The sequence below is a fragment of the Streptomyces cinnabarinus genome, assembly GCF_027270315.1.
Classification (GTDB): Bacteria; Actinomycetota; Actinomycetes; order Streptomycetales; family Streptomycetaceae; genus Streptomyces; species Streptomyces cinnabarinus.
This window is the reverse complement of record NZ_CP114413.1, coordinates 7822409-7840393: the sequence shown is the minus strand read 5'-3', so window position 1 is coordinate 7840393 and position 17985 is coordinate 7822409. Positions and strand designations below refer to the sequence as shown.

At 71.2% G+C, this 17985-nt stretch carries 15 protein-coding genes; 1 reads left to right on the top strand and 14 read right to left on the bottom strand.

The features are described 5' to 3' along the window. Window positions 1–22: 22 nt before the first annotated feature. Genes STRCI_RS35365 through STRCI_RS35330 form a run of 8 tightly spaced genes read right to left on the bottom strand, consistent with a single transcriptional unit; the run spans window position 23 to window position 7798 of the window. Window positions 23–856, bottom strand: a complete 834-nt coding sequence (locus tag STRCI_RS35365) for an amidohydrolase family protein (protein ID WP_269663051.1) — start codon at window positions 854–856, stop codon at window positions 23–25. After that, on the bottom strand, window positions 853–1167 hold the full coding sequence (locus STRCI_RS35360; protein WP_269663050.1) for an L-rhamnose mutarotase: 315 nt from the start codon (window positions 1165–1167) through the stop codon (window positions 853–855). Before STRCI_RS35360 ends, STRCI_RS35365 begins: the two co-directional genes overlap by 4 nt. Further along, window positions 1164–2090, bottom strand: a complete 927-nt coding sequence (locus STRCI_RS35355) for an aldo/keto reductase (protein WP_269663049.1) — start codon at window positions 2088–2090, stop codon at window positions 1164–1166. The genes STRCI_RS35360 and STRCI_RS35355 overlap by 4 nt, the downstream gene beginning before the upstream one ends. Then, entirely contained in the window at window positions 2087–2848 is a 762-nt protein-coding gene (locus STRCI_RS35350; protein ID WP_269663048.1) for an SDR family NAD(P)-dependent oxidoreductase, read from the bottom strand. The genes STRCI_RS35355 and STRCI_RS35350 overlap by 4 nt, the downstream gene beginning before the upstream one ends. Then, window positions 2845–4188 carry an L-fuconate dehydratase gene (locus tag STRCI_RS35345; RefSeq protein WP_269663047.1) on the bottom strand — a complete coding sequence of 448 codons (1344 nt, stop codon included), beginning with the start codon at window positions 4186–4188 and terminating at the stop codon, window positions 2845–2847. The genes STRCI_RS35350 and STRCI_RS35345 overlap by 4 nt, the downstream gene beginning before the upstream one ends. Window positions 4189–4216: 28 nt before the next feature. Further along, window positions 4217–5248, bottom strand: coding sequence for an ABC transporter permease (locus STRCI_RS35340; protein ID WP_269663046.1), 1032 nt, complete (start codon window positions 5246–5248; stop codon window positions 4217–4219). Continuing rightward, complete coding sequence (locus STRCI_RS35335; protein ID WP_269663045.1) at window positions 5241–6731, bottom strand: sugar ABC transporter ATP-binding protein; 1491 nt, start codon at window positions 6729–6731, stop codon at window positions 5241–5243. The genes STRCI_RS35340 and STRCI_RS35335 overlap by 8 nt, the downstream gene beginning before the upstream one ends. After that, window positions 6728–7798 (bottom strand): sugar ABC transporter substrate-binding protein, encoded by a 1071-nt coding sequence (locus tag STRCI_RS35330; protein WP_269663044.1) that lies wholly within the window; start codon window positions 7796–7798, stop codon window positions 6728–6730. Before STRCI_RS35330 ends, STRCI_RS35335 begins: the two co-directional genes overlap by 4 nt. A gap of 163 nt (window positions 7799–7961) precedes the next feature. On the opposite strand from STRCI_RS35330, the gene STRCI_RS35325 reads away from it, so the two are divergent. Continuing rightward, window positions 7962–8666 (top strand): FadR/GntR family transcriptional regulator, encoded by a 705-nt coding sequence (locus tag STRCI_RS35325; protein ID WP_269663043.1) that lies wholly within the window; start codon window positions 7962–7964, stop codon window positions 8664–8666. A gap of 32 nt (window positions 8667–8698) precedes the next feature. Here the strand turns inward: STRCI_RS35325 and STRCI_RS35320 are convergent, their stop codons facing one another. From STRCI_RS35320 to STRCI_RS35295, 6 genes are read right to left on the bottom strand one after another with little or no spacing between them, the layout of a single operon-like run. Next, a complete protein-coding gene (locus STRCI_RS35320) occupies window positions 8699–9832 on the bottom strand; it encodes a winged helix DNA-binding domain-containing protein (protein WP_269663042.1) in 1134 nt (377 codons plus the stop codon). Next, entirely contained in the window at window positions 9829–12852 is a 3024-nt protein-coding gene (locus tag STRCI_RS35315; protein WP_269663041.1) for an alpha-mannosidase, read from the bottom strand. Before STRCI_RS35315 ends, STRCI_RS35320 begins: the two co-directional genes overlap by 4 nt. Window positions 12853–12888: 36 nt before the next feature. Continuing rightward, window positions 12889–14904: an endo-beta-N-acetylglucosaminidase gene (locus tag STRCI_RS35310; RefSeq protein ID WP_269663040.1), complete on the bottom strand. Its 2016-nt coding sequence runs from the start codon at window positions 14902–14904 to the stop codon at window positions 12889–12891. Then, the gene (locus STRCI_RS35305; protein ID WP_269663039.1) at window positions 14901–16157 is read right to left on the bottom strand and encodes a glycoside hydrolase 5 family protein; all 1257 of its coding nucleotides are present in this window, start codon (window positions 16155–16157) and stop codon (window positions 14901–14903) included. Before STRCI_RS35305 ends, STRCI_RS35310 begins: the two co-directional genes overlap by 4 nt. A gap of 45 nt (window positions 16158–16202) precedes the next feature. Further along, complete coding sequence (locus STRCI_RS35300) at window positions 16203–17099, bottom strand: carbohydrate ABC transporter permease (protein ID WP_269663038.1); 897 nt, start codon at window positions 17097–17099, stop codon at window positions 16203–16205. Continuing rightward, window positions 17096–17983 (bottom strand): carbohydrate ABC transporter permease, encoded by an 888-nt coding sequence (locus tag STRCI_RS35295; protein WP_269663037.1) that lies wholly within the window; start codon window positions 17981–17983, stop codon window positions 17096–17098. The genes STRCI_RS35300 and STRCI_RS35295 overlap by 4 nt, the downstream gene beginning before the upstream one ends. Window positions 17984–17985: the final 2 nt, after the last annotated feature.

The following is a 17985-nucleotide window of genomic DNA, read 5'->3' as shown; positions in this document are numbered from 1 at the left end:
TCGGCCGGCGGGACAGCGGAGTTCACACGCCGTAGACGCGGGACGCGGTGCGCGCGAGGACCGCCTCCTTCTCGCGCTCGTCGAGCCCGGCTGTCAACTCAGCCGAGATGTTGATGACTTGGTGGTATGCGGCGACCTGCGTGCACACCGGCCAGTCCGAGCCGTACATCAGCCGGTCCGGGCCGAAGACGTCGAGGGCCGTGTCGGCGTACGGGCGCAGTCCCGCGACGCTCCAGGAGCCGGGGTCGGCCTCGGTGAGCAGGCCGGAGAGCTTGGCGACGGTGTTGGGCAGCGCGGCCAGGGCGCGGAGGCCGCTCGCCCAGGGGTCGAGGGCGCCGGCGGCCACCGGGGGTTTGCCCAAGTGGTCCAGGACGAAGGTGAGTCCGGGCAGGGTCGCCGCGGCCTCGGCACAGGCGGGGAGCTGGTGGGGCAGGACCACCAGGTCGTACACGAGTCCCGCGTCGGCCACGGCCGCCAGCCCTCGCTGGACGTCCGGCCGCAGCAGCCACCGCGGGTCCGGCTCGCCCTGGACCTGGTGGCGGATGCCCTTCAGGCGGTGCCCGCCGGGGAGTTCGCGCAGCCGGGCGAGTTCCTCGGCGACGCCGGGCGCGGTCAGGTCGGTCCAGCCCACCACCCCGGCGATGAGGTCGTGGGCGGCGGCCAGGGCCAGGAACTCCGGGGTCTCCTCGCGAACGGTGACGGTCTGGACGAGGATCACCCGGTCGACGCCTGCCGCGCGGGCCTCGGGCTCAAGGTCGGCGACCGTGAAGTCCCGCCGGATCGGGCTGCCTTGGGCGATCCAGTCCTGGTCCCGCACGGACAGGTCCCACACGTGCACATGCGCGTCGACCGTCATGGCAGCTCCCAGACGACGGGCAGCCCGGCGTCCGCGCCCGTGCCGGAGTAGTCGTGCACGACGTCCAGCAGCTCGGCCATGCGTGCCTGCCAGGCCACGTTGACGGGGAGTCGCTCCAGCTCGGCGAGGAGCCGGGCGTAGTCCGCGCACTCCAGGACGTGGAACAGGTCGCTGCCGCTGCGCCAGATCGTCCAGGAAGTGGCGCCCGCGGCCCGGATGGCGGCCGTGAGCTCGGCCGGGACCTCACGATGCGCTGCCTCGTAGTCGGCGACGCGGTCGGCGCGGACCCTGGTGTGCAGAGCGACTCTCATGACGGCTCCTCGGGGAGGTCGCGCAGCTCCTGCCAGAAGGCTTCGGGTACCGGTGTCGCGAACTGCTCGGCGCAGTCGCGCACTTCCTCGGCCGAACGGGCGCCGACCAACACGCCGGTGACCGCCGGATGGGCCGCGCAGAAGGCCAGGGCGGCGGCGCGCAGAGTGACGCCGTGGCGCTCGGCGAGCTTCTTGAGGCGCAGGGCGCGGTCGATCAACGCGGCCGGTGCCTGGGTGTAGTTGTACGTCGCTCCCGGTCTCGGATCCGCCAGCAGACCTGAGTTGAAGGGGCCGCCGATCACCACGTCCACGTCCCGCTCCTGGGCGGCGGGCAGCAGTTCCGCGAGCGCGGTCCGGTCGAGGAGGGTGTAGCGGCCCGCGCAGAGGACCGCGTCGACGTCGGTGTCGCGGACGAAGCGGGTCAGCATCTCCGCCTGGTTCATCCCGGCGCCTATCGCGCCGACCACGCCCTCGGCGCGCAGCCGCTCCAGCGCCGGGTAGCCCGCGCGGAACGCTTCCTCGGCGTGGTCGTCGGGGTCGTGGAGGTAGACGATGTCCACGCGGTCGAGGCCGAGCCGTTCCAGGCTGGCGTCCAGGGCGCGTCGTATGCCGTCGGCGGTGAAGTCCCAGACCCTGTGGTGGGTGGCGGGTACGGCGAAGCCGTGCGCCAGGTCGTCGCCGCCCAGGTCGGACGGCTCCAGGCGGCGGCCCACCTTCGTCGAGATCCGGTATTCCTCGCGGGGCCGTTCCCGCAGGGCCGCGCCCAGGCGGCGCTCGGAGAGGCCGAGGCCGTAGTGCGGGGCCGTGTCAAAGTAGCGGATGCCGTGCTCCCAGGCGGCGTCGACCGCCGCGTGCGCCTGTTCCTCGGTGACCTCGGTGTAGAGGTTGCCGAGGGCGGCGGCGCCGAGGCCGAGGGCGGTCATTGGCTCACCGGCCGAAGGCGCAAGCCCTGCATACCGCCGTCGACCGCGAGGGCGGTGCCGGTGGTGGCGCCGGACAGCGGACTCGCCAAATAGGCGATGGCACCCGCGACTTCGGCGGCGGAGACCAGTCGGCCGGTGGGCTGGCGGGCCTCCAGGGCGGCGCGTTCGGCGGCCGGGTCGGGGGCCTTGGAGAGCAGACGGCCGATCCACGGGGTGTCCGCCGTACCGGGGTTGACGCAGTTCACGCGGATGCCCTCGCGGACGTGGTCGGCGGCCATCGCGAGGGTGAGGGAGTACACGGCGCCCTTGGTCGCGCTGTACAGGGCGCGCTGCGGGAGCCCGGCGGTGGCGGCGATGGAGCAGGTGTTGACGATCGCCGCGTGCCGCGACCGGCGCAGGTGCGGAAGGGCGGCGCGGGCCGTGCGGACCATGCCGACGACGTTGACGTCGAGGACGCGGTGCCATTCGTCGTCGTCGTTGTCCTCGACGGTGCCCTGGGCGCCGATGCCCGCGTTGTTGATCAGTGCGTCCAGTCCGCCGAGGTCGGCGACGGCGGCGGCGACCGCCTCCCGGACGGATGTGTCGTCGCTGACGTCGGCGCGGTATGCGAGGAGCGGCTTGCCAACGGAGGCGGAGGCCGGGTCGAGGTCGAGCACGGCGACCCGGGCGCCGCGCGCCGCCAGGAGTTCCGCCGTGGCCCGGCCGATGCCTGAGGCGCCTCCTGTCACCAGCGCGCTGAGTCCCTCGAAGTCGCTCATGCCGCGTGCCCCTTCTGCTGCGCCTTGAGGTCGGCGGCCCAGAAGGCGCCGTCCGGGAAGGTGTACCGCGCGATCGACTCGGGGCGCATGGCCGCCGAGAAGCCCGGCGCGGTGGGTGCCGTGTAGTGACCCTCGCGGATCACCACCGGGTCGAGGAAGTGGTCGTGCAGATGATCGACGTACTCGATGACCCGGTTCTCGGTGGTGCCGGTGACCGCCACGTAGTCGAACATCGACAGGTGCTGGACGAGTTCGCACAGGCCGACCCCGCCGGCGTGCGGGCAGACCGGGACGCCGAACCTGGCCGCGAGCAGCAGGATGGCGAGGTTCTCGTTGACGCCGCCGACACGGGCCGCGTCGATCTGGACGATGTCGAGGGCGCCCGCCTGGAGCAGTTGCTTGAACACGACGCGGTTGTGGACGTGTTCACCGGTGGCGACCCTCACCGGGGCGACGGCCTTGCGGATGGCCGCGTGGCCGAGGACGTCGTCGGGGCTGGTGGGCTCCTCGATCCAGTACGGGTCGAACTCGGCGAGTGCGGTGGTCCAGCGGATCGCCTCGGGGACGTCCCAGCGCTGGTTGGCGTCGATGGCGAGCCGGATGTCGGGGCCGACGACCGAGCGGGCGACCCGACAGCGCCGGATGTCGTCGTCGAGGTCGGCGCCGACCTTGAGCTTGATCTGCCGGAAGCCGGCGGCGACGGCCTCGGCGGCGAGCCGGGCGAGCTTGACGTCGTCGTAGCCGAGCCAGCCGGCGGAGGTGGTGTAGGCGGGGTAGCCGCGTTCTTTCAGGCGGGCGTGTCTTCCGGTGGCGCCCTCGCGTCCCCGGCGAAGGATCTCCAGGGCCTCCTCAGGCGTCAGCGCGTCGGTGAGATACCGGAAGTCGATCTGGCGGACGATCCACTCCGGTTCGGCGTCGGCGAGCAGTTGCCACAGCGGCTTCCCGGCGCGCTTGGCGGCCAGGTCCCAAACGGCGTTGACGACCGCGCCTATCGCCATGTGCATCACGCCCTTCTCGGGGCCCAGCCAGCGCAGTTGGCTGTCCCCGATCAGGTCGCGGTTCAACGTCCCCGGATCGGCGCACAGTTCATGGACGTCCCGTCCCACGACATGCCCGCGCAGCGCTGCGATCGCGGCGACCTGGACCTCGTTGCCCCGCCCGATGGTGAAGGTGAACCCGTGCCCCTCGTGTCCGTCGGCCGCGTCGGTGCGCAGCACCACATAGGCGGCCGAGTAGTCGGGGTCCGGGTTCATCGCGTCGGAGCCGTCGAGCTCGCGCGAGGTGGGGAAGCGGATGTCATAGGTGTCTATCGCCGTGACGCGGGCAGGGCTTGGGGACACGGAGTGCCTTTCACTCGGTTGCGGGGGGTCAGTCCTGTGCGCGGCCCGTGGTCAGCCGGGCGATCATGAGGGCGAGCAGGATGATTCCGCCGTAGATGGCCTGGATCCAGTACGGCTGCACCTGGGCGAGGGTGAGCATGTTGTCGACGGTGCCGAGCAGCAGTACGCCGGTCAGGGCGCCGAACATGGTCCCCTTGCCGCCGTCGAGGCTGATCCCGCCGATCACCGCGGCCGCGAACACCGTGAAGATCATGTTCTGGCCCTGGTTGGCATTGATGGCGCCGACGTAGCCGGTCTTCATGATGCCGCCGACCGCCGCGAGCAGACCGGCGGTGACGAACACCCCGAGCATCACGCGGTCCACCCGGATGCCGGCCGCGCGGGCGGCGTCGGGGTTGCCGCCGATGGCGTAGAGGGAGCGGCCGAGGCGGTGGTAGCGGAGGAAGGTGCCCACCACGGCGAAGGAGAGCCCGGCCACCCAGGCCGAGAGCGGGACGCGCAGGAAGGTGGTGGTGGCCAGGGAGAAGAACGCGTCCGGCATGTCGAAGAGCGTCTTGCCCTTGGTCGCGCCGACCAGGACGCCGCGCAGGATGATCAGCATCGCGAGGGTGACGATGAAGGCGTTGAGCTTCAGCTTCACCACCAGCAGCCCGTTGAACAGGCCGATCGCGGCACCGACCAGCACGATCGCCACCATGGCCAGGCCCGTGGGCAGTTCGGTGCCGAAGCCCGCCTGCGCCGCCGGGAGGACCAGCAGCGCGCCGATCGCGGGGGCGATGCCGACGACGGACTCCAGGGACAGGTCGAACTTGCCGGTGATCAGGACCAGTGCCTCGGCCAGGACCACCATCGCCAGCGCGGCCGAGGAGCCGAGGATGGAGATGATGTTGTTCTCGGTGAGGAACGAGTCGTTGACGAAGGCGCCGATCACGACGACGACCAACAGGGCGGGCAGCAGGGCGAGTTCGCGGGCCCGGCGGAGCAGAACGGTGCGTGCGGAGCGGGTGTCGGGCGGCACGGTCACCGGCTCCTTCATGGGCACGGCTTTCGTGTCAGCCATGGGCCACTCCTTCGATGGAGGCGATCAGGTCACGGTCCTGCCAGCCCGCCGGGTGCTCGGCGACCACCCGGCCGTGGAAGAGGACCAGGACCCGGTCGCAGCGGCGCAGGTCGTCGAGTTCGTCGGAGACGACGAGTACGGCGGTTCCGTCGTCGCGGGCGGTGTCGACGCGGGCGAGCAGGGACTGCTTCGACTTCACGTCGACGCCCGCGGTGGGGTTGATCAGGACCAGCAGACGGGGCTCGGAGGCGAGGGCGCGGGCCATCACGACCTTCTGCGCGTTGCCGCCGGACAGATCGGAGACGGGCTGGTCGGGGCCCTCGGTGTGGATGTCGAGGCGTTCGATCAGCCCGGCGGCGAAGTCGCGTCTGCGGTCGGTGCGGACGAAGCCGAAGCGGCCGAGCCGATCCAGAACGCTCAGCGTGGCGTTGTCGCCGATGGTCATGCCGAAGACCAGCCCCTGGGCGTGCCGGTCGCGCGGCACGAACCCGACCCCGGCCTCCAGGGCCGCCCGTACGTCACCGAACGGGAGCTGCCTTCCGTCCAGTTGAGCCGTGCCGCTGGTGGGGGTGTGCAGTCCCGTGAGCGACTCGGCCAGCTCGGTCTTGCCGCTGCCGCTGATCCCGGCGAGGCCGACGACCTCGCCGCGGCGGACGGTGAGCTCGACGTCCCGGTAGGCGTCGGAGGTGAGGCCGCGCACGTCGAGCAGGACCGGCGCGGAGTCGTTGGACTCCCTTGCGTGGACGGCCTGTTCGGCGACGGTCTCTCCGGCCATGGCCTCGACCAGGGCCGCGCGCGGCATGTCGGCGACGGGAGCGGTGACGATCCAGCGGGCGTCCCTGAGCACGGTGACGGTCTGGCACACCTCGTACACCTCCTGGAGGTGGTGCGAGATGAACAGGAAGGTGACACCGGACTGTTGGAGCGCCCGCATGCGGGTGAAGAGCCGCTCGATCTCCCGTTTGTCGAGCTGCGCGGTGGGCTCGTCGAGGACGATGAAGCGGGCGCCGAAGCTCAACGCGCGCGCGATCTCCACCATTTGACGGTCCTCGACCTTGAGGTCGCCGGTGCGGGCCTCGGGGTCGACGCGCACGTCCCAGGTGTCCAGGAGCGAGGCGGCCTCGGCACGCAGCCGGCGCCAGCTGATCAGGCCGTGGTGGAGGGGCTGCCGGTTGATGAACAGGTTCTCGGCGACGGTCAGTTCGGGGACGACGGTGGGCTTCTGGTAGACGCAGGCCACCTTGCGGCGCCAGGCGTCACGGTCGGCGAGGGCGGGGGCGGGTTCGCCGTCGAAGCGGACCCCGCCCTGGTCGGCGGCCTGGAGTCCGGTGAGGACGGTGACCAGGGTGGACTTTCCGGCGCCGTTGCGGCCGACCAGGGCGTGGGACTCGCCGGGCAGGACGGTGAGGCGGCCGTCGGCGAGGGCGGTGGTGGGGCCGTAGCGTTTGACGATGCCCCGGGCCTCGACAAGTGGGGTGTTCATCCGACCGTGTTGCCCCACAGCTCGGGGTCGTCGACGTTCTCCTTGGTGACCAGCGGCGCGGGCAGCTGGTCCTCCAGGTTGCCGCCCGGCAGTTCGACGATGGTGGAGTCGTGGTCGGTGGGGCCGGGCTTGAACGTCTTCCCCTGCATCGCGGCCTTGATGTAGTACATGCCGTACTTGGCGTAGAGGTCGGCGGGCTGGGAGACGGTGGCGTCGATCTCGCCCTTGCGGATGGCGTCGTACTCCTGCGGGATGCCGTCGTTGGAGACGATGGTGATGTGGCCCGCCTGGCCGGCCTTCTTCAGCAGGCCCTTGGACTTCAGGGTCTGGAGGGTGGGCGCGAGATAGACGCCGCCGGCCTGCATGTAGATGCCCTTGACGTCGGGGTTGGCGTTCAGCAGGGTGTCGAGCTTCGCTGCGGCGGTGTCCGACTCCCACTTGGCGGGGATCTCCAGCACCTGCAGCTTCGGGAAGTTCTGCTTCACGCAGGCGCGGAACGCCTCCGAGCGGTCACGGCCGTTGACCGAGGCCAGATCGCCCATGATCTGCACGACCTTGCCGGACGGTATCTGCTCGCCGAGGTACCGGCAGGCCTTCTCCCCGTACGACACGTTGTTGGCCCGCACCACCATGGCGACCTTGCCCTGGTCGGGGGCGACATCCACGGCGACGACCGGAACACCCTTGCGTTCCGCCTGGTCGAGGCCCGCCTCGATGGCGGCGCTGTCCAGCGGGGCGACGACGAGGCCCTTCACGCCCTGGTTCAGGGTGTTGTTGATGTCGGTGATCTGCTGGGAGGGGTCACTGTTGGAGTTGACGGTCTTCATCGCGTCGACGTCCTCGGACTTCGCCATCTTCGGCACGTAGTCGTTGTACGACTGCCAGAACGGCGAGGTGAGCAGCGGGAGGATCACGCCGACCTTGCCGGTCCCGTCCCCACCACCACCTCCGCCGGCGGATCCGGCGCTGTCCTGGGTGCTGCCACAGGCGGCCAGCGCGAGCGAGGTGCTCAGCGCCAGGCCAATCATCCGGATTCTGTTCCGCTTGCGCACTGTCCTGCCGGGCATCGGGCGGCTCCTCGTTGAGGGTGTACGAGCAGATGTCGGCATACTTATCAGACCACTTACACGGCGGAACACCCTTCGACAGCGGATTTCCTTGAAATCTCCCCGAGTGGTCGGACCACTTCGGTGGTTACACTTCGGCTCATCCGGCGAGTGGAGGAAGCGCGTGGACGAGGGGACGGCCCCGCAGAAGGGCACCGTGACGCAGCGCGCGATCGAGCGGATCAAGGCGCTGATCGGCGAGGGAAGTCTGGAGCCGGGGCAGCGGCTGCCGACCGAGCGTGATCTCGCGGCGCAGCTCGGTATCTCCCGCAGTTCGATGCGCGAGGCGATCCGGGCGCTCACCGTGATGGGGGTGCTGGAGGCCCGGCACGGCAGCGGCATCTACGTCACACGGCTGGAGGCGGGCGACCTCCTGGAGACCTTCGGGGTGGTCGCGGACCTGTCCCGGGGGCCGGGCCTGGTGGAGCTGCTGGAGGTGCGCCGGATCCTGGAGTCGACGGCGACGGCACTGGCCGCGGCGCGCATCACACCCGACCAACTCGCCGAGGTCGAACGGCACTTGAAGGCCATGAACGCCACCGACGACCCCGAGCAGATCCTCGCCCACGACCTCGCCTTCCACCGGGAGATCGCGGCGGCAGCGGGCAACGACACGATGGCCGCGATCCTGGAGGGCCTGTCCTCACGCACCTTCCGGGCCCGGGTCTGGCGCGGCTACCAGGAGGAGGGCGCCTTCACCCGCACGCGCCGCGAACACGCCGCGATTCACCGGGCGTTGGTCGCCCGTGATCCGGAGGCGGCGCGGGCTGCGGCGGCGGCGCATGTGGGGGAGGTCGAGGAGTGGTTGCGGGCGCAGTTGGAGGGGTGAGCGGTGGCGCAATCGGCCAGTAGCTGCACCGCTTATCCGGCCAGCACCCTCACCTCACCCTCCGGCAGCTTCTTCCACCAGTGGCCGTACCGGCTGTAGACCCGCGGCTCCCGTTCGGCGAGCAGCTCCACCAGGGCCGCGGCCTCCTCCGCCAGCCCTTCCCACGCCTCGGGCGGCAGCTCGTGGAAGGCCGTCGCCTCGATTCCGCCCGCCTCCGCCGGGCGCCATACCCCGGCGACCTGTCCGTCGACCAGAAGCGTCGGCAGGACGTCGCCGTTGACGCGGGTCACCAGCGGGCGGTAGTCCGGCGGGACCACGCGGCTGCGGTCGGCGTGGGCGAGCAGCACGCTGTCCCACATGGCCATCAGGCGGGGCGGGGCCGGGGTGTCCTCGGGCGGGCGGGGGGCGCCCGGGACGTCGTACAGGACCGTGCCGTCGGGGCCCGTCAGCTCCTCCAGGGAGTCACCGAGCGCGCCCACCGCCGTACGGACGCGGGCCCGCTGAACGGTGGCGAACTGGGCCACGTCGGTCACCGAGGCGGGCCCGAACGCCGCCAGATAGCGCGGGATCAGCGCCCGCAGCGCCTCGTCGGGCCCGCCCTCGAACCGGTCCCCGGGCCCGGCGACGTACGCGGGCGAGTTGCCGAACGACCAGGGCCCACCCGTCACCGAGTGCACCAGCGGTGCCCAGGCCCGCAGCCCCCACCACGCCCCGTCCTTCCTCTCCTCGCCGACCCGTTCCGCGAGCCACGCCGTCATGTCGCCGTTCGACCGCGGCTCCCCCGCGAACTCCAGCAGGCCCGGCTCCAGTTCGGCCGCGTCCGACGGAGTCAGCCCCGCGGCGGCGAAGCGGTGGCCCAGCCGGGTGGCGTGCAGCGTGGGCCGCATCGCCTCCCGGACCAGCGGGTAGTCCTCGCCGTGCACAGCGTGCAGGGTGATCCGCAGCAGGGTCGCCTTGAGCAGCGTGCGGTCGGCGAAGGCGGCGTCGAGATCGGCCGGACGGAAGCCGTCGAGCCGGTTCCACAGCGCGAGATACGGCGACGCCGGCTGCTGCGCCTGGAGCGCCAGGATCCGCCGTACGGCATCGGCGACGCCCAACGGTTCCCGGCGCAGCAGCAGTTGACGGCCGAGAGTGGCCCGGTTCAGTTCCCGCGCGTTGATCTTCACAGCACGGATTCTGCCCTCCTGAACCGCAAGGTCACCAGCTCGAACGGCCGCAGTCGTACGGCGACACCGTTGCCGTCGCGCTCCACCGGGCTGTCGGCGAGCGGGCGCTCCAGCAGGTCGGTGGCGACGACCTCCGCGACCTCGAAGCCGACTGCGAGCGTCGCGCGGCAGCGGCCGCCGTGCGCCTCGTGGAACCGGACGACGACGTCCCCGCTGCCGTCGTCGGCGAGCTTGACCGCGGTGACGACGACCGCGTCCCGGTCGACGCCGACCAGCGGGGCGACCTCCCCGGCGCCGGTGAGCCGCCGCTCGGGCAGATTGACCCGCCAGCCCTCCCGGACCGCGTCGCCGATGCCCGCGCCCGGCACCAGGGCGTGGCGGAAGCGGTGCACGCCCTGGTCGGTCTCCGGATCCGGGAAGCGGGGGGCCCGGAGCAGGGAGACGCGGACCGTCGTGGTCGTGCCGAGGTCGCCGTCGGTGCGGACCGTGCGGGTCACGTCATGGCCGTACGTCGAGTCATTGACGATCGCGACGCCCCAGCCCGGCTCCTCCAGGTGCACGAACCGGTGGTTGCAGGCCTCGAACTTCGCCGCCTCCCAGGAGGTGTTGGTGTGCGTGGGCCGGTGGAAGTGCCCGAACTGGGTCTCGGACGCGTACCGTTCGGCGTGCACGTCGAGCGGGAAGGCGAGCTTGAGGAACTTCTCCGTCTCGTGCCAGTCCACCTCCGTGTCGATCAGCAGCCGGCGCTCCCCCGGTGCGAGGGAGAGCAGTTGGGTGACGCGGGAGCCGCCGAAGGACCGGGTGACGCGCACCCCGTCGCCCTCGGGGACGATGTCGTCCACGTCGGTGAGGTCGGTGACCGTGTTCCGGTAGAACTCATCGACGTCCCAGGCGTCCCACATGTTCGGGAAGTCCGGGTGGAGTTGGAGGAGGTTCCCGGCACGGCCGGGGGCGATGGTCTCGCGGTCGGCGTCGTGGTCGTGGGCGGAGACGACCAGGCCCCGGGCGTCGATCTCGACCCTGAGCAGTCCGTTGTCGAGGACGTGTCCGCCGTCGCGGCGCCCGGAGACGGTGGTCCGGCCCTCGCTGACCGGCGTCCGCGCACCGCCCGCCGGAACTCCTTCGCGGATGTGCGGGGCGGAGTTGAAGACCAGCGGGGTCGAGCCGTCGCCGGCGAGGGCACGCTGGGCCGCGTCGATGATCGCCGTCAGCTCACCCGCCAGCCGCTCGTAAGTCGCCCGCGCCTCCCGGTGCACCCACGCGATGGACGAGCCCGGCAGGATGTCGTGGAACTGATGGAGCAGCACCGTCTTCCAGATCCGGTCCAACTCCTCGTACGGATAAGGGAATCCGGTCCGTACGGCCGCCGTCGCGGCCCAGAGTTCGGCCTCGCGCAGGAGGTGTTCGCTGAGCCGGTTGCCCTGCTTGGTCCTCGCCTGGCTGGTGAGGGTGGCGCGGTGGAGTTCGAGGTAGAGCTCGCCGACCCAGACCGGTGGGTTCGGGTACTCGGCCTCGGCCTTGGCGAAGAACTCCGCCGGGGTCTCCCACACCACGGTCGCCGAGCCTTCGAGGTCGCGCAGCCGGGCCGCCTTGGCGACCATCTCGCGCGTGGTGCCGCCGCCTCCGTCGCCCCAGCCGGTGGGCGCGAGCGAATGCCGGGCGACGCCCTTGTCCTTGAAGTTCCGGGCAGCGTGGGCGATCTCGCTGCCCTTCATGGAGCAGTTGTAGGTGTCGACGGGCGGGAAGTGGGTGAAGATCCGGGTGCCGTCGATGCCTTCCCAGGTGAAGGTGTGGTGGGGGAACTTGTTCGTCTGCGACCAGGAGATCTTCTGCGTCAGCAGCCACTTGGCACCGGCCGCCTTGATGATCTGCGGGAGTCCGGCGGCGAAGCCGAAGGTGTCGGGCAGCCACGCCTCGTCGTTCTCGATGCCGAACTCGTCGAGGAAGAACCGCTTGCCGTGCACGAACTGCCGGGCCATCGCCTCCGAGCCCGGCATGTTGGTGTCCGACTCCACCCACATCCCGCCGGCCGGCACGAACCGCCCGTCCGCGACCGCCTTCTTCACCCGGGCCCACACCTCGGGCCGGTGCTCCTTCACCCAAGCCCACTGCTGTGCCTGGGACATGGTGAACACGAACTCGGGCTCGTCCTCCAGCAGTGCGGTCATGTTGGCGGTGGTGCGGGCCACCTTGCGGACCGTCTCGCGCAGCGGCCACAGCCACGCCGAGTCGATGTGCGCATGCCCGACGGCGCTGATCCGGTGGGCGGAGGGCACGGCCGGCTCGGACAGCACCGTCTCCAGACGTGCCCGCGCCTGCGCCGCCGTGCCGTTCACGTCCTGGAGGTCGATGGCGTCCAGCGCCTTCTCCACCGCCCGCAGGATCTGCCAGCGGCGCGCGGAGTCCGCGGGCAGCTCGGCCATCAGCTCGCCGAGCACCTCCAGGTCGAGCACCAGCTCCCACACCGTCTCGTCGAACACGGCGAGATCCATCCGGACGAGCCGGTACTGCGGCTCGCTTCCCGCGGTCTTCTTGTCGCCCAACTGGGTTGGCAGGAAGGGGCGGTAGTCGAGGATGACCGGGTTGGATGCGGCCTCGATGTGCAGCCGTACCTCCTCGCCGCCCTCGACGGGCGCGCCGATCCGCACCCACTGGTTGCGCGGGTTGAGGCCCTTCACCGGGGTGCCGTCGGGCCGGTAGACCAGGCCCTCGCACTGGAAGCCGGGCATGTTCTCGTCGAAGCCGAGGTCGAGCAGCGCCTCGACGGTCCGCCCGGCCCAGGCCTCGGGGACGGTTCCGGTGACCCGGAACCAGCTGGTGCCCCACGGAGCACCCCAGCGGGCGCCCACCTCGATCGGCTCGGGCTCGGCCGCGAGTCCCTCGGCGACCGGCACAGGCTCGCCGGGCGCGTGCCACACCGCCACCTCCAGCGGTACGGACTCGGGGTACACGGCAGGTCGGACACGTTCGTCGAGAACGCGCTTGAGGCGGGCTTCGACCAGGCTGCGGTCGTCATGCATGCGGGGTGCTCCGTAGGTCGTCCGGGTGCGGGGTGGTTACCAGGAGTGGGTCACGGTCGCGGGGGCTGATGTGGTGTACAGCTCCCCTACCGCGCGCACTTCGAACCGCGCGGCCGTCTCTCCCTGCTCGGGCCGCAGTCCCGCCACGAAGTAGGCGCGCTGGCAGGTGCCGCCGAGGAAGCGCCGGGTGCCGTCGGGGAGGACGCGGTGCAGGGTGTAGTGGCGTATGTCGCCGGGCGCCGGGTTCCAGACGAGGCGCAGATCGCCGCCGCTCGCGCCGGTGACGCGCAGTCCGGAGGGAGTGGCGGGCGCCGTGGCCGCCCCGGACCGCACGGCGAGCCCGCCGAGCCGCCAGCGCACCGGGCCGGCGCTGCCACCGGCCGGGGTGAGCCGGACCCCGATCGCCCGTATCGTGCCAGTCAGCCCTGTGAGCCGTACGGTCGCCGTCTCCCAGCTGTTGACCGAGTTCACAGGGAAATAGGTGTACGGCGGTGTCGACCCCGGAGTGCCGGGCTCGGCGGTGGCGACGGCCAGCTCGACGTTCACAGCGCCCGCGTCGGCCCCGTCGGTCCGGTGGGTCAGCTCGACAACCGTGTCAACACCCACCGGCAGCCGGGTCGCGTACACATCGAGCACGGTCGGCGCGGTCAGTTCACCGTCGACAAGCACACTGCTGCCGCCACACCAGGCGTCCGCGAAGTCGAAGTTCACAGCGGGCCGGGTGCCGGAGGTGTGCACGACCCAGCGCCGCGAGGGCAGCCGGTCCTGCAACCCGAGATGATTCCATGGCGTCGACGAAGTCACCGCCCCACGCTCGTACCACCTGAGCCCGTGCCCCGTGTTGAACACGCTCGCGAACGGCAGCGACGTCGCCGTCGACCGGTCGGCCACCGACACGGCCGGCGCCCGCCAGCTGTCCGTGGCGTCCGGCCGGGCCGGATCCAGCGAACGCCCGCTCCAGAACCGGTCGTCGGCGGCGTGGAACTGTCCCGGAGTGCGGTCCGCCGGGAGGTGGTTGCGGGTCCACTCGGGCCGGTAGAACCCGACGGACACGACATGGGCCCGGTCCCTGGGCACCATCGCGTCCCAGTTCACGGACTTGTTCCAGCCGCTCGCCTCCACATCGACGCCCGCCCACAGCTCGTACCGGTCGCGCCTGATCTGCTCGGCCCGCTGCCCCGAGGACGCCAGACCGCTCGCGGTCCACCGGAAGTCCACGAACATGTCGTCGGCTCGCTCGAAGAAGGGCTGGTTCTGCGCGTTGAGCGCCCCCTGCCAGCTCACCGTGCCGTTCACGGTCATCGAGTCGTACCAGGTCACCCGCTGTCCGGCAGCCGCAGCCCGGGACTTCAGCTCGCGCAGGAAGCCGAGCATGTCGGTGGCGAGGGCGGCGTTGCCGCCGCCGGTCTCGGCGTTGACGAACCAGCCGTCGAAGCCGTACGCCCGTGCCACGGCGACGAGTTGAGCGGCCAGCGGGTAGCGCCCGGCGGAGTCCTTCTGCACCAGGTCCCGGGTCCACTGCAACTGCCCGCCGTAGGCCACCGGCGGCAGGAACACATTGCCGAGCACGGGCACGCCGTGGCGGTGGGCGGCGTCCACGATCGGGGCGTTGGGCGCGAGGATCAGCCCCTCGCCCGAGGAGCCGCCCCAGAACACCAGCTCGTCTATGTAGGACCAGTGGGTGAGGGCGTAGTAGTCGGCGGTGGCCGAGCCCTGCGAGGGATTGCTCGCCGTGGGCCCGAAGGAGACCAGGGACTGGATACGGGCCTGGCCCGAGCGGGCGGTCGGGTTCACCGGCGCTGGGGTGAACCGGGCGGTGAGCGGGACGGACGCGGCATTGAAGGCGAGGTCGGCGTCGTCGGCCGCCCGCCACGCCTTGAGGCTGCGCCAGGTGATACCGGTGCCGGGGGTGCCGGAGGGCAGCGAGTCCGGGTACCAGTAGGAGGCGTACGGCGGGGTGGCGGCTGCCTTGCGCGCCGCCGCGGCCGGGAGTGTGGGCGTGAGGGCTGCCGCGGCCCCGGCGATCAGGACCGTGCGTCTGCTGGGTTTCACGAGCGGGTGCCTCCTTGGGGGGTGGGGAGTACCTGGTCGGGAGTGACCACTTCGGTGATGCCGCGCGCCGCGAGATGGTCCTGGTCGTGGGCGCGGGTGTCGAGAACGGTGGTGGGCCGGACGCCGTCGGCGACCAGGCGGAAGTACGCGTCGAAGACCGGGCCGCCGGGCGCGCACCGGGACCGGGCGAAGGGATCGGCGGGAACGACCAGCGCGGTGGTGCGCGCGGCGGCCGGACCCGGCTTGCCTGCCGCCGCGTCCGCCAGCACCCGGGCCGTGTCCTTCGGCACCCGCTCGCTGGTCAACAGCCCCAGCCCGTACTCCAGTTCCGGGAAGTCCGCGAGCTGCCGGGACACGTCGTGGGAGCACCACCAGGTGATGCCCCACAGGTCGGGGCAGTCCAGGGCGTGCGCGACGGTCGCCTCGGTGAAGGCGGCGGCGTGCTCGGGCGGGATCAGCGGCGCGGGCGCGCCGACCTCCTGGAGCCAGACCGGCCGTCGTGGATCGTCCGCCCATGCCTTGCTCAGCTCGACGAGATACGCGGCGTGGTGCTCGGTGGGCACGGACGAGCGGCCGTGTCGCTGGGCGGTGCCGTTGAACACCCAGGAGTGCACGGCGGTGACCGCGCCCCGGCGGGCGGCCTGGGCCGGGGTGAAGGGCTGGTCGTCCTGGTACCAGGTGGCGTCGTACTCGGCGTGCAGATGGAGCCGTCCGGGGGCGCCCTCCTCGCAGGCGGCGAGCATCCGTTCCAGCCAGGCGTCGATCTGCGCGCCGGTCGCCCGGTCGGGGTCGGGGTGCGGGCCGGCGGCGAACTGGTTGACCTCGTTGCCGAGGGTCATACCGATGAAGTTGGGCCGGTCGGCGAGGGCCGCGGCGAGGGTGCGCAGATAGGCGGCCTGGCCGTCGAGGACGTCGGGGTCGGTGAAGAGGTTGCGCCGGTGCCAGGTGCGGGTCCAGGCGGGCAGGAAGTCGAAGCTGCTCAAGTGGCCCTGCAGACCGTCGACGTTGACGTCGAGCCCGCGTTCGGCGGCGGCGTCGGCGAGCCGTACGAGATCGGCGACGGCCCGCTCGCGGATCAGGGCGCGGTTGGGCTGGAAGTAGGGCCACAGCGGGAACACCCGGACGTGGTCCAGGCCCAGCGCGGCGATCGAGTCGAGGTCGGCGCGCACGGCGTCCAGGTCGAAGTCGAGCCAGTGGTGGAACCACCCGACGCTCGGGGTGTAGTTGACGCCGAAGCGCACGGCAGCAGGCATGCAGTGTCCTTGTCACACACGGGAGGTCACACACGGGATGGGGCGTCAGCCCTTCACCGCTCCCTCGCCGACCCCCCGGAAGAAGTACCGCTGGAGACAGGCGAAGAGGGCGATCAGTGGGGCGACGGCGATGACCGTGCCCGCGGCCACGAGCCGTTCGTCGTTGGCGAAGGTGCCGTGCAGATAGTTGAGGCCGATGGTGAGCGTGAACTTCGACGGGTCGCTCAGCACGATGAGCGGCCACAGGAAGTCGTCCCAGGCGCCCATGAAGGCGAAGATCGCCACGACGGCCAGGGTGCCCTTCACGGCCGGCAGCGCGATCCGTACGAACCGCTGCCACACATTGGCGCCGTCGACGAAGGCCGCCTCCTCGATCTCGTAGGGCAGGTTGAGGAAGGCGTTGCGCATCAGCAGTACGTTCAGCGCGCTGATGGAGCCAGGGAGCACCACGCCGACGAGGGTGTTGTTGAGGCCGAGTTCCCGCATGGTGGTGAACTGGGCGATGATGATGCCCTCCACGGGGACCAGCATCGCGAGGATGAAGGCGAGCGTGGCGGCGCGGCGGCCCCGGTAGCGCAGGCGGGCCAGCGCGTAGCCCGCGAGGGCCGCGCCGACGCAGTTGGTCACGACGTTGGCGGTGGCGACCTTGAGCGAGTTGAGGGCGTAGTCCCAGACCGGGATGGTGTCGGCGACGCGCTCGTAGTTGTGCAGGTTGGGGTCGCCCGGCAGGAACTTGGGCGGGGAGGTGTAGATGTCCTCGGTGGGGCCCTTCAACGAGGTGGACAGCTGCCAGAGGAACGGGCCGATGGTGAGGGCGAGGACCGCGAGCAACAGGGCGTAGCGCAGGGCGAGTTCCCAGACGCGCACCCGCTTGCCGTGTTCGTCGGTGACCCGGGGTTCGGGTTGCGCGAGCTGTGGCCGTGCCTTCTCGATGACGCTCATCCGTCCTCCTTGCGGTCGGCGCGCAGGACGAGCAGCATCAGCGCGACGGTGACGACGAAGACGACGACGGAGATCGCGGAGGCGTAGCCGACGCGGCCGGTCAGACCGGTGCCGGTGCGCTGGACGAGCATCACGAGCGTGGTGTCCTCACCGGCGGGGCCGCCGCTCGGCCCGGCCATCAGATAGACCTCCGAGAAGACCTTGAAGGCGGCCACCGAGGACAGCGCCCCGACCAGCACCATGGTCGACCGGACCGCGGGGACGGTGACCGTGAGGAAGCGCCGTACGGCACCCGCGCCGTCGACCGCGGCGGCCTCGTGGAGTTCGCGGGGGACGTTGGCGAGGGCCGCCAGATAAATGATCATGTAGTAGCCGAGGCCCTTCCAGACCGTGACGGCCATGGCGCTGACCAGCAGCAGCCACTGGTCGCTGAGGAATCCGACCCGGCCGACGCCGATCGTCTCCAGCAGCGAGTTCACCAGGCCGCGTTCGTCGAGCAGCCACACCCAGATCAGGCCCACGACGACGATCGAGGCGACGACCGGGGTGTAGAAGGCGGAGCGGAAGAAGGCGATGCCGGGGATGTTCTTCTGCACGAGCATGGCCAGCAGCAGCGGCAGGATCACCAGCGCCGGGACCACACCGAGGACGTACAGCGTGCTGTTGCGCAGCCCGATCCAGAACATGTCGTCGTGCAGCAGCTCGCGGAAGTTGTCGAGGCCGATGAACTCGCCCTCGATCAGCGTGCGTCGGTCGGTGAAGGCGTTGACCAGGGTGGAGAGGAACGGATAGAGGATGAAGGCGCCGATGACCAGCAGGCCGGGGGCGGCGAACAGCCAGGGGCTCAGCGGCAGTTGACGCCGCACCCGGGACACGGTGGACATCG